This is a genomic window from Fibrobacter sp. UWH1, from assembly GCF_002210365.1.
Classification (GTDB): domain Bacteria; phylum Fibrobacterota; class Fibrobacteria; order Fibrobacterales; family Fibrobacteraceae; genus Fibrobacter.
On sequence record NZ_MWQG01000005.1, the window covers coordinates 55,631 to 67,765 of the forward strand.

Sequence of the window (12,135 nt, forward strand, 5' to 3'; positions counted from 1 at the left end):
CCAAATTAACCTTCGGATCTGTAATTCGGGGCTTCCTTGGTGATGGTCACATCGTGGGGATGAGATTCGCGGAGACCTGCACCAGTGATACGGACGAAGGTAGCCTTGTCGTAGAGTTCCTTCAGGTTTGCAGCACCTGCGTAACCCATAGCGGAGTGGATACCACCGATGATCTGGTAAATGGTATCGCGGAGCGGTCCCTTGTAAGGAACGCGGCCTTCGATGCCTTCCGGAACGAACTTGCGGGGTTCCTTGATGCCACCCTGGAAGTAACGGTCTGCAGAACCTGCAGCCATGGCGCCCAGAGAGCCCATACCGCGGTAGCTCTTGAAGCTACGGCCATCAGCGAGAATGACTTCGCCCGGAGCTTCTTCGGTACCTGCGAACATGGAACCGATCATCACGGCGTGACCGCCAGCGGCCAGAGCCTTCACGATGTCGCCAGAGAACTTGAGACCACCGTCAGCGATAATCTTGACGCCAGCCTTGCGTGCAGCCTTGCCGCATTCCACAACAGCGGAGAACTGGGGGTAACCTACGCCAGCCACGATACGGGTGGTACAGATGGAGCCAGGACCGATACCCACCTTGACGATGTTGGCACCGCACTTGGCAAGTTCAGTAACAGCTTCCGGAGTGCAAACGTTACCACCGCAGATGGTGAGCTTCGGATACTTCTTGCGGACGGTCTTCACCATGTTGCGGACACCGATGTGGTGGCCGTGAGCGGTGTCGATCACCAACAGGTCGACGCCAGCGTCAACGAGGGCTGCAACGCGTTCCAGAGTATTTGCAGAAGTACCGACAGCAGCACCCACCAGCAACTGGCCATTCTTGTCCAGGCTTGCGGAGGGGTTGTTTTCGCGCTTCAGAATGTCGGTCATGGTGATGAGGCCCTTGAGGTTGCCTGCATTGTCCACCAGCGGGAGCTTTTCGATACGCTTTTCGGCCAGGAGTTCCTTAGCCTTGGCAAGGCTGATCTTCGGGCTTGCGGTGACCAGATTCTTGGTCATCACCTTTTCAATCTTCACATTGTAGTCGGAGATAGTGCGGAGGTCGCGGCTAGTGAGCATACCCACCAGCTTGCCATTCTTGAGAATGGGGAAACCGCTAATCTTATGGGCAGCGCGCATTTCGAATGCAGCGGAAACCGGCTGGTCAGCTTCCAGGGTCACCGGATTGCTAACGATACCGGACTGCCAGCGCTTGACCTTGCGAACTTCTTCGGCCTGTTCTTCGATGCTCATGTTCTTGTGAATAATGCCAAGACCACCCTGAAGAGCAATGGAGATTGCCAGGGGAGCCGTAGTAACGGTATCCATAGCAGCACTGATCACAGGGATGTTGAGCTTAATGTTCGGAGCAAGCTGAGTGCTCACGTCTGTCTGGGACGGCAAAACGGAGGAAGCTGCGGGAACGAGAAGAACGTCATCAAACGTTAAAGCTTCAGGCAAAATTTTCATAAATGAACCTCATTCTATTTTGCAAAGATAAGATAGAAAAAACCGAGCGACACGTCAAAAGGAATTACTTGCCGTTATAGCGTTCCATGCACTTTTCAATGCCGAACTTGAAGTAGCATTCCACCAGAGGTTTGACTTTTTCGAGAGCCTCGTCGAAAGCGGGGCGGTCTTCGGGCGGAAACTTCGCCAAGACCCAGTTGGAAAGGTCAAACTTGGGAGGGCACTTACCCACACCAAAGCGGATGCGGGGGAACTTGTCACCAATTTTCTCGATGATATTACGAAGGCCATTCTGACCGCCATGACTGCCGTTGGCACGGCAACGGATGCGACCCACATCGAGATTAATATCATCACTAAAAACAAGTAGCTGTTCCGGCTTGATTTTATACCAAGTCATAAGAGCCTGAACGGACTCGCCAGACAAATTCATATAGGTCTGAGGTTTGGCCAGCAGACATTCCTGCCCACCGACAACCACCTTCTGGGTCAGTGCCTTGTGTTCAGATTTCCAGTCACCGGAAGTAGCCAATTTTTCGACAGCCATAAAACCGGCATTGTGGTGGGTGTTAGAATACTGAGTTCCAGGATTTCCGAGACCGACAATCAGATACATGTTAACCTCAAACTTTTAATTTACTTTGTCCAAAGGACCTGGGGCCAGTCGCCGCCTTCCTTGCCAATGAGTTTCACCGGTTTGACCTTGGAATCCACCACCAGAGTCTTGGGCAAAGACATCTCTTCACCGGAACGGGTGATGCCGAAATTCTCGGTCATACGTTTGAAGGGGTCCACAACGACCTTAAATCGACTAGCACCCAACTTTTCGACCCAACGTGCAATAGCCTTTTCATCAGTTTCACCGATATTCACAAGAACAACTTCGGTCTTGTTCTGGGTCAACAGGGCTTCGGCGGCGGCCAGATTTTTGACTCCCACGCGGCAGGGAATACACCAGGTGGCAAAGTAGACCAGGGCCACACGGTCGTTATTCTGGGCGAGCTTAGTCAGGTGCATCTTGGTAAAAGGAGTATTGGCGACACTCACTTCGCGTACAGCAAACCAGGGCAAGGAATCTGCAATGGCCGAAGGAATTTTCAGCCTTACCGATGGCGGTACATCAGGCTCTTCCACATATTCATCGTCTGGGGCATATTTGGCAGAGGGATTCGCAGAGGGCTGGGGAGCGAACTTGGCAAAAGCCAAAGACACGATGCACAAAGCTAAAATCAATGATTTTTTTAATTTCACTTCATTCTCCAGCGGTTCAGTTCGCGACGCCAATCCGCAAACCATTCAGCCTTGCCGATATTCTTGTTCAGGCGATCCATGGCCTCGGCTTCATCGTACTTGCCGGTACCGGCAGCACTGGCATGCAGTTCAAAATAACGTTCACCTTCACAAGAAGAACCGGTAAGGGTCAAAGTCGCAGAGCACTTGATACCCAAGCTACCTTCCTTACAATTCTGGTCAAGAACGCCAGCCTTCAGGACAAGGCCGCCCTTGCACTGTCCACTGACCACGCTAAAGTTCTGCGAAACCACCGAGAAAATGGAACGTTCCACATCGTTCTCGGGAGCCTCAAAGTACATGGCATAGGTGGAAAGGAATTGGGAAAAATCATTGTGCATGTAGGCGTAATCGGCATCGGTGGCAGCAGAGGATGCTTCGTCAACCATCCCGAAACTACGGAGGATTTCCCGATTGGCTACATAACGGATATACACCTGACGGCCCAACTTGTAAGTCTTGTTTTTCTGAAGGGGATGCGATGCACCCTCATAAGTCTTGGCATACAAGTGGAGGGAATCCTGAAGAACGCCGGCCTTGAAGCGGAAGGGTTTCATGGCATCGTTTCGGGACATGCAGGCAACGACCTTCACCTTACCATTGTGCGGCTGCTTCAAGACAACCTTGGCATCCTGGGCATTTTCAAGATGAGCCAGGACCTTGGTCTCCATATCAAAACTGGACTTGATGATTTCGTGACCATCAGCATCTTCAGTAGAAGACACCTTGGTGTGAGTTGCGGCAGATACTGTCGACTGGATCTGGGCGGCAATGGCCTTCTGAGCCAAAACCACAGCCTGATTGTAATCGGCGTCAATGCCCTCGCCACGAAGGTCCGTGTCATCAGGGCACGTTCCAGATGACTGTGCGTTTATTGCGGCCTGCCCCTGATTTGCAGACGGATTCGCAGACGGATTTACAGACGGATTCGCAGTTTGGGCCGAAGGCTGCCCCGACGTCTGACCTAAATCGGAGTAGGCGGCATTTGCGGAATTTCGGACCGCGGAAACATCCGAGGCAGAAGTCTTTGCGTCAGACGAAAGGGAACAGGAGACAAGCCACAGGGCCAGCGGCAAAAGCAGGATTTGCTTCATAATTATTCAGCGTCGTTATCCAATTCCTGATATGCAGACTGAGCGTTAGCACGGGTAGAATCATAATCAGGCTTGGATTCGCTGCTTGCGCAGGCACAAATCATAAGTGCAGAGGCTACAGTAGCCAGAACAGCAAAAAACTTTTTCATTTCATTCTCCTTTCTTAAAAGTCAGACTTTTTATATCCGACTCAAATATAAAAATAAGGCCAGGAAGTTTTCACCTGATTACAAAAAAACGCCCAAGGAACCGAAGTTCACTTGAGCGTCTTTAATCTCGGTAAAGAACCGTAGAAACTAGGGATTAGCCCTGAGCTTCTTCAGTCTTTGCGCCACGCTTAGCGGTGATGTTGAAAATCACGACGCGCGGAGTGCAAGCCAGTTCCACACCTTCAGTCAGCGGAAGATCCTTGGCGTAGAAGGTAGTGGGAGCCGGATAGTTGGAGATATCCATTTCGATCAGAGTGGGGATCTTGGTGGGAACAGCAGCCAGCTGGATGTAGCGATTCTGCTGAGCAAAGGTACCACCCTGGGTCTTAACACCAACCGGAAGGCCGTTCAGCTTAACGGGAACGCGAACCTTAACCTTGGTGGTTTCGTCGATCTTCAGGAAGTCGATGTGGATGATTTCCTGAGTCAGAGGATCCTTCTGATAGTTGTAAACTACAGCGGCGTTGCCTTCCTTGCCATCAATGACGAGGTCGAGAAGCGTATAACGCTTACCCGGGGCGAGGACCTTGCGAACGTCGATAGCGCTAACGCTAACATTCACTGCTTCCTGACCCTTACCATAATAGACAGCCGGAATCTGACCGGCCTTGCGGAGACGCTTGCTATCAGCGCTCTTGCCCTGTACTCTCGAGGTTGCTACGAGCTTAGTGAGTTCCATAATTTACTCCATTCGAGTTTATGATTAAAAAAAACATTGGGATAGCTGGACTCGAACCAGCGAATAACGGAATCAAAATCCGTTGTCTTACCACTTGACGATATCCCAATGGTGGCGCAAATATAGTATTAATGACAACTTTTTAAAGGGTCGGCACCCAAAAGCGAGTCACTTTTTGATATCTAGAGATGGATTTCATGGCGCCCGCAGCGGTTTCAGCCAGTTCCTTTGAGGCAAAAACGCCAAAAACAGAGGCTCCGGAACCAGACATGAGTGTCGTTTTGGCCCCCAGACGGCTAAATTCAGCCTTCATTTCGGCAACCAGGGGATGCAGAGGGAACACGGATCCTTCAAATGCGTTGAACGAGATGAAAGAGGAAAGACGGGAGACGAGAGTCTTATCGTCAGCGGCAGACTGGAATTCGGCCTTGTAAGAATCCCAACGAGCCGGACCAGACTTTGCCACCCCGGCGTAAGCATCCTTGGTAGGGACAGCATCCAGGGGCGTGCAGATCAACAGGTATTCCCCTTCGGAAAGTTGCAGCGGGTTGATAAAAGTCAACTTTTCACCAATGCCTTCGGCAAAGGCGGTTCCACCCCGAACCAGGAAAGGCACATCGGCACCAAGTTTTGCACCGATTCCTTCAAGAACTTCGGCTGCATAGTTCAGATTCCACAGGCGATTCAGCACACGAAGGGCCGCAGCCGCATCGGCACTACCACCGCCAAGGCCAGCCCCAAGGGGCATCACCTTTTCTAGATAAAGGTCGGCGCCCAGGGATTCTGCGGCAGCCTTTGCAGAGGTTTCGGCCTGTTCCACCGCATAGGCTTTAAGAGCGACGGCAGCCCTGAATACCAAGTCGGACTGAACCGGATATTCCTGGGGTTTGTTGTAGGTCAGGACAATCTCGCCATCGTTGCGAAGTTCGGCGTTCAATGTATCGCCGGCATCGACAGTCTGAAAAACGGTACCTAGATCATGGTAGCCATCTTCGCGTTTGCGGATGACATCCAGAAACAAATTGATTTTTGAAGGAGCATATTCACGCATAATTATGAGGTTCGAGGTATGAGGTTCGAGGTATGAATTATGAGTTACGAATTACGAGATTTTTTTTCGCGGCTTTGCCGCCCTCTTATTTTGCGAGCAAAGCTCGCCATTTGTCTTCTCGTAATTCATAAATCGTACTTTGTAACTATTTATCTAAAGGTTCCTGAGCGTTCCATTTGCATTAGTTCGTCCATACCGACTAGCATCGCACGGGGTTTGGAGTTTCCCTTGCTGGGGCCGCAAACGCCAAGGCCATAAAGCTGATCTACAATTTTACCGGCACGGCTGTAGCCAACACTAAAGTGTCGCTGCACCGCAGAAGTGGAAAGACCGCTCACTTCAATAGCCCAGCATGCAACGTCAAAGAGCAACGGGTCAAGTTTGCCAAGTTGCTTGCCGCCTTCCCCATCATCGTCTCCATCGACGCCTTCAGAAACGTCAAAGGATTCCACCTGCGGGAAGAACACATTCTGGTTAGAGCAGGCATCCGCCAGCTTTTCGGCTTCCTCGTCACTCAGGAAGGCGCCATGAACGCGAACGGGATCCGGATCATTCACAGCTTTAAACAGCATATCACCGCGGCCCAGAAGTTTTTCGGCGCCGGCGTGATCCATTACGGTACGGGCGTCAATCTGGGATGCCACCTTAAAGCTAATTCGGGTAGGCAAGTTCGCCTTGATAATACCCGTAATCACCTTCACGGAAGGACGCTGGGTTGCGAGCACCAGGTGGATACCCACGGCACGGGCCTTTGCAGCCAAACGGGCTACAGACTTTTCGATTTCCTTACCAGCCACCATCATAAGGTCTGCCATTTCATCGATAATAACGACAATGAACGGCATACGATGACCCTTGTCCTGTTCAGGAATATCATCGGGCAGCTCACCCGCTTCGTACTTGGCATTGAAGCCGCCAATGTTACGAACCTTGGCTGTCGCAAGAACTTCGGTGCGACGGTCCATTTCATAGCACAGCCACTGCAATGCCTGAATGGCGATTTCGGGCTTGGTAATCACCGGAGCCAGCAAATGGGGAATGCTTTCGTACATCTTCAATTCCACCGCCTTCGGGTCCACAAGAATCATGCGGAGTTCGTCGGGAGTCTTACTGAAGAGCATACTGGCCATAAGGGCGTTAATGCAAACAGACTTACCGGAACCGGTCTGACCGGCAATCAGCAAATGAGGAGCCTTGGCCAAATCCATGGTAAAGGCCTCGCCAGTAATATCCTTACCCAAGGCCACCAAAATCTTTTCGGGGGACGGCTTGAATTTTTCGCTTTCAAAAACATCCTTACTGAAAACAGTCTGGAACTTGCGATTGGGAATTTCAATACCCACTGCAGCCTTACCGGGGATGGGAGCGAGAATACGAACAGAAGTCACTCGCAGGGGCATGGCCAAATCTTCCTGCAACGCAGTAAAGCGGCTTACCTTTACACCCGGCCCAGGTTCCACTTCAAAACGAGTGATCATGGGGCCCGTTTCGCAACCGATAACATGTCCCTTCACCTTGAAGTTTTCCAGTTTTTCTTCCAGCATCTTACCAATGGCATTCAACTCTTCTTCGGTATAATCCGCAGTCTGAGCCTCGTGATCATTAAGAATATCGCCAATGGAAGGAACCTTATATTCGTCATAAACTTCTGTGGGATCCGGCTGCGGAATAGGGGCGGCCTTACAACCGTTCAATGTTCCACCCAAGGAGTCTTCAGACGCAACAAAGCCCTCGCCATCGTCTTCGGCGCCATCGTCAGCACCATAAACTACAGGGGCGCAGGTTTCATCACGTCCACCATCACCACCAAGCAGCGATTCCGGATCAAAAGACGGAGTCAAAGTTTTTTCAGCAGCATCATCCGCTTCGGCAGCAACGCCCGCCACTCTTGTCGGTTCGGGATCAGCAACAGGAACATCCACAATAGCTTCTGTAGCCATGGAAGGCTTTCCGTCTTCACGACGGACATCACCCTTTACCTGCATGCGGCCGCGATGTTCCTTTTCCCAGGCAATCACTTCGCGGGCCCTGCGCAGAGCGGCAATACGGTCCTTCACCTCTACGATTTCAAGGGCGTTCATATTGCGTCCATTGACACGCAGATATTCCTCAAGTCGGCGAATTTCAGGATCTTCGTCCATATTGTATTCACCAGCCACATTCATGGTCGGTTCTGGCAGAGGTTCCGGAGCAATTTCCACCGGATTACGAACAACAGGATTTTCCTGGGTGGGCGTTGCGGGCACGGGAGCCACGCCGTCCATCGTTCCCAGCCAGTTGTTGCGGCCGCTAAAGGGAACAACCTTCCCCTTCCTGCGAATCTTAAATTCATCGGGTTGCAGCATAACCGTGTTGTCGTCCATATAGGCGCCCTTGGGCAAAACCCCGGCATCTACGGCGCGGTCCAAATCAGCGCCCCTCGACCTTTTCATGGAAATGTTGCTCTGGGTACCTGACGCATCCACCACCTCACCTTCCAGCGGTTCCTTTTTCCTGAAAGTATTCTGGATCCATTTCGTACCCTGCACAATGAAATAAAAATGCCTCGGGCGAAGTCCAAAAGAAAGCACAAGGATCAGCAAGAACGTTACAGCCAGAATAATCAAGGGCGCAATGCAGGACTCAGCACCAAAAACCGGAATGGCGATATTCTGGGTAAAAAATTGTCCAAGTATGCCACCGCTCAAGGCGAGCACGTCTTCGGAAACCTGGGCAAGGCCATAGTTTTTAAGAGCAAGCAGGAACGACAGATCCAGGGAAATCAATGTCAGGCCAAGTCCATAGCGAATCAAACGGCCCCGAATTCCCGAAAAGGCAAGACCAAGCCCCCACAGAATCAGGGACACCGTAAAGAAAAGCACAGAGACCTTGCCAAACAGCAAAGTCACCCCATCCGGAATCATCTTGCCTAGATAAGGGCCCAACCAGTTACCGTGTGTTCCGCTATAGACAGAACTTACGCAACCCAAAAGAAGCAGAACGCCTATGGCAAAAAGAAACCAACCGCCAAGAACTAGGCCAAAGCCCTGACCATCATCGACCGGATTAGTCGAACTAGACTTTCCCTTTTTATTCCCCTTGGAACCCCTCTTAGAGCCAGAAGTTTTTCTTTGTGTAGCCAAAAATGCCTCCGCAAATTTTACCGCTAAAATATACTCACTTTTCATGACACAAAAGTGTCAATCCTTTCCATCTTATTATCTTTATTTCTATGGAAGAGAAAAATTCAAGGAACGAACAAAAACAAATCAAGATTTCCAAGAGAATCAAGAAGGTCGCCTCGGGCCTTTTGATATCGGCCTTCTTTGTTTTTATCATTCTTATTTTCGGAAGCACCCAGAACGACATTACGGGCATGACCCGCAACGGTGCAGAATCCCTTGAAAATATTTTTTACGATTTATTCTTCAAGGGCGTTACAAATACCAAGGACGAAGAAGATGAACAGGTAGACGACAAGATTTCCCTGGAAAACAATTCTGACCCCAACATCATCATCGTAGATATCGACGAACCCTCCCTGGCAAAGCTTGGCCCTTATAACGAATGGGACCGTTCCATCCACGCCAACGTGGTCCGCCACCTGAACGAAGGCGGCGCTTCGGCCATCGGCTTTGATATCTTGCTAAAAAGTGCAGACTTTGGATCCAAGAAGGCAGGACAGGTAAACACCCTCCTATCAAACATTAGCCCCAAAAGCAACTGGGATTCCCTAAAGCCTAGCATCAGGGCTTTCTTCAACTACGATTCCATGCTGGTCGCAGCCATCAAGGCTGGCGGCAACTCCATCGTATGCGACATGTTCGATGACGCCAAATCCTACAAGCACGAATCCCAGTGGCGCCCCCTCAGTTCCAAGGAACGTGCCGACGAAGTTGGATATAGTTCGGTATTCCGCAACGACCAGATTGACAAAATTGACCAGGTAGAACCCAAGGAACTGCTAGACAATATTTTCCCGGAACTGGCACAGGCAGGAACCAAGCTAGGATCCGTGAACGCCTATCCGGACCTTGATGGCGTTGTTCGCCGAGTCTCCATGCTGTACCGCTTCCCCAGTCCGGAACTCTATCCCGACGACACCAGCATGGTTTACTCCACCATGTCGCTGATGACCATCCTCCATCTATTCGGTCAAAAACCCGAAAACGTCCAGATCAAGATGGGGCAATACATCGACCTAGGCAAGCCCTTTGGCATCTACCGCGATTCTGCAGGTATATACCACACCACCTACCCCAACTTCAGCTACCCCATGTTCCTGGCGTTGCACAGCGCCCTAGCCGATGCAGATTTCCAGAAAAAGGCTGCCAAGGACTTTATCGACATTTCGTCCAAGATTGTGGCCCGCAAGGATAGCCAGGGCCAGCTGACCTTCGAAATTTTTGAGGGCCAGTACCTGAACGAAAGACTTTCCCAGGAACTGCTGAACATCTCAGAAGAAACCTTGGCCATGGTCAAGGAAGACGCCCCCGTAAACCTGAACTACGGCATGACCCTGAGTTTCGACGACGAAGACAATTCCGGAAATCGATTCATTTTAAACGACCCCGAAGAAGGCGACGACATTATCATCAACCGATACATCGTCAAGACAATCCAGTACTTCCAGGACTCCATTCAGCGGATTCCCGCAAACAGGTCCATTCACCTTTCCATGGATATGGACATCCGATATGACAGGTCTACCAAAAAGTGGAAATCCAATCAGCTAATCCTGTCCGACGAAGTCATCCGCGACATCAAGCTTACAGAAAATCTGGCCATCAAGAACCTCGCCCCCGGCGAAGAAATGCGTTTCGGCCCCGTCAAGCGAGTTCCAATCGACAAATTCGGCCGTTACCAGGTCAACTACAAAGGCCATTACAAAACAACAGTGGGCCAGAGGACCTTCCAGCACCTTTCCTATTATGACGTATCCAACGGCCGTGTCGACCCCTCACTTTACCAGGGAAAAATTTTCATCCTGGGTTCTGCCGCGGCGGCCCTATTCGACTTTGTGTCCGGCCCCCACGAAGAAAACTATCCCGCCGTGCTGATCCATGCCACCATCATCAAGAACATTCTGGATGGGGACTACGTCACTACCCTCAGCGAACACAAGCAGCAGATTATCGTCTTGCTTCTTGCCGTATTCAGCCTGTTAATCGGCCTTTGCTTCAAGAGCAACATTTCTGTGCCGATTTCCTTGCTGTCAATGATTATCTACACCTACGTCGCCTACAATTTCTTTGACCACGGGCTTTACATCGGTGTATCGAGACCTCTATCGACCATGCTGCTCATCAACATTACCACGCTGGTGGTGCAGTTCTATTTCGAAAACAAGGAAAAACGATTCATCAACGATGCGTTCAAGCAGTACATCTCTCCGGCACTGATCGACGCCATGGTGAACAATGAAATTATGCCCACCCTCGGTGGTGAAAAGTCTAACATTACCGCCTACTTTACCGACATCGCCAGTTTCTCCACCTTCTCCGAAAAGATTGGCGACCCGCGAAAACTAGTTGATTTGCTGAACGAATACCTGACCGCCATGACCGACACGCTCCTTCAGAACGAAGGCACTCTGGACAAGTATGAAGGTGACGCCATTATCGCATTCTTCGGAGCGCCCATGCCTCTAGAAAACCACGCCCAGAGCGCCTGCGATACAGCCGTGGACATGCAGCGCAAACTGAAGATGCTCCGTAAGAAATGGGCCAGCGAAGGAAACAAGTGGCCAAAGATCGTCCATGACATGCACATGAGAATCGGTATCAATTCCGGCGACATCGTTACCGGCAATATGGGTTCTACCATGCGTAAGAACTACACCATGATGGGTGACGCCGTGAACCTGGCCGCCCGTCTAGAAAGTGCAGCCAAGCAGTACGGAGCCTACATTCAAATCAGCGAAGATACCGAACAGCAGCTGGACAAGTCCAGATTCATCTACCGTTCGCTGGATACAATCCGCGTTGTGGGTAAGAGTCAGCCTGTAAAGACTTTCGAACTGCTGGAACACGTCGGTTGCGAAAACGAAAGCCAACTGCAGCAATTGGTAAAGCTCTGGGAAGAAGCCCGCCAATATTACCTAGCCATGAAATGGGACACCGCCCTGCAGATGTTCAATATGTGTCTAGAACTGGAGCCCCACCACCCAGACCGCGACCCGGGAAGCAAGACCACCCCCTCCCACGTGTACATCGAACGTTGCATTGCCTACAAGCAGCACCCCCCTGTCACCGAAGGCGAAGAATGGGACGGCGTATTTACAGCAACAGAGAAGTAAACGTCTAGGCTTAGTGCATTCCCATTATGCATAAAAAGACCCCGGTTAAAACCGAGGTCTTTTTTTTGAAAG

The 12,135-nt window shown here is 50.9% G+C and carries 9 protein-coding genes and 1 tRNA gene; 1 reads left to right on the forward strand and 9 read right to left on the reverse strand.

The annotated features are described in order from the left end of the window. Positions 1–5 precede the first annotated feature (5 nt). The 9 genes from guaB to B7992_RS03670 form a co-directional block, all read right to left on the reverse strand. Entirely contained in the window at positions 6–1,463 is a 1,458-nt protein-coding gene (gene guaB / locus B7992_RS03635) for an IMP dehydrogenase (RefSeq protein WP_088665583.1), read from the reverse strand. A 64-nt stretch (positions 1,464–1,527) separates the two neighbouring features. Next, positions 1,528–2,079, reverse strand: coding sequence for an aminoacyl-tRNA hydrolase (gene pth / locus B7992_RS03640; RefSeq protein WP_073158154.1), 552 nt, complete (start codon positions 2,077–2,079; stop codon positions 1,528–1,530). A gap of 20 nt (positions 2,080–2,099) precedes the next feature. After that, complete coding sequence (locus B7992_RS03645) at positions 2,100–2,714, reverse strand: TlpA disulfide reductase family protein (RefSeq protein ID WP_176421836.1); 615 nt, start codon at positions 2,712–2,714, stop codon at positions 2,100–2,102. Continuing rightward, the gene (locus B7992_RS03650; RefSeq protein WP_088665585.1) at positions 2,711–3,847 is read right to left on the reverse strand and encodes a hypothetical protein; all 1,137 of its coding nucleotides are present in this window, start codon (positions 3,845–3,847) and stop codon (positions 2,711–2,713) included. The genes B7992_RS03645 and B7992_RS03650 overlap by 4 nt, the downstream gene beginning before the upstream one ends. A gap of 2 nt (positions 3,848–3,849) precedes the next feature. Beyond that, positions 3,850–3,996, reverse strand: coding sequence for a hypothetical protein (locus B7992_RS16515; protein ID WP_158236659.1), 147 nt, complete (start codon positions 3,994–3,996; stop codon positions 3,850–3,852). Positions 3,997–4,150: 154 nt separating this feature from the next. Beyond that, positions 4,151–4,735: a 50S ribosomal protein L25 gene (locus B7992_RS03655; RefSeq protein ID WP_073158145.1), complete on the reverse strand. Its 585-nt coding sequence runs from the start codon at positions 4,733–4,735 to the stop codon at positions 4,151–4,153. Between the two features lie 36 nt (positions 4,736–4,771). Further along, positions 4,772–4,843, reverse strand: a tRNA-Gln gene (locus tag B7992_RS03660). Between the two features lie 34 nt (positions 4,844–4,877). Next, on the reverse strand, positions 4,878–5,786 hold the full coding sequence (gene ispE / locus B7992_RS03665; protein ID WP_088665586.1) for a 4-(cytidine 5'-diphospho)-2-C-methyl-D-erythritol kinase: 909 nt from the start codon (positions 5,784–5,786) through the stop codon (positions 4,878–4,880). A 149-nt stretch (positions 5,787–5,935) separates the two neighbouring features. Further along, a complete protein-coding gene (locus B7992_RS03670; protein ID WP_073158139.1) occupies positions 5,936–8,908 on the reverse strand; it encodes a DNA translocase FtsK in 2,973 nt (990 codons plus the stop codon). A gap of 89 nt (positions 8,909–8,997) precedes the next feature. Between B7992_RS03670 and B7992_RS03675 the strand changes: the two genes are divergently transcribed. Beyond that, entirely contained in the window at positions 8,998–12,063 is a 3,066-nt protein-coding gene (locus tag B7992_RS03675; RefSeq protein WP_073158137.1) for an adenylate/guanylate cyclase domain-containing protein, read from the forward strand. The last annotated feature ends 72 nt before the right edge of the window (positions 12,064–12,135 follow it).

Coding starts and splice junctions, on each gene's coding strand:
- guaB (WP_088665583.1), bottom strand. CDS start 1,463: ATGAAAATTTTGCCTGAAGCTTTAACGTTTGATGACGTTCTTCTCGTT.
- pth (WP_073158154.1), bottom strand. CDS start 2,079: ATGTATCTGATTGTCGGTCTCGGAAATCCTGGAACTCAGTATTCTAAC.
- B7992_RS03650 (WP_088665585.1), bottom strand. CDS start 3,847: ATGAAGCAAATCCTGCTTTTGCCGCTGGCCCTGTGGCTTGTCTCCTGT.
- B7992_RS16515 (WP_158236659.1), bottom strand. CDS start 3,996: ATGAAAAAGTTTTTTGCTGTTCTGGCTACTGTAGCCTCTGCACTTATG.
- B7992_RS03655 (WP_073158145.1), bottom strand. CDS start 4,735: ATGGAACTCACTAAGCTCGTAGCAACCTCGAGAGTACAGGGCAAGAGC.
- ispE (WP_088665586.1), bottom strand. CDS start 5,786: ATGCGTGAATATGCTCCTTCAAAAATCAATTTGTTTCTGGATGTCATC.
- B7992_RS03675 (WP_073158137.1), top strand. CDS start 8,998: ATGGAAGAGAAAAATTCAAGGAACGAACAAAAACAAATCAAGATTTCC.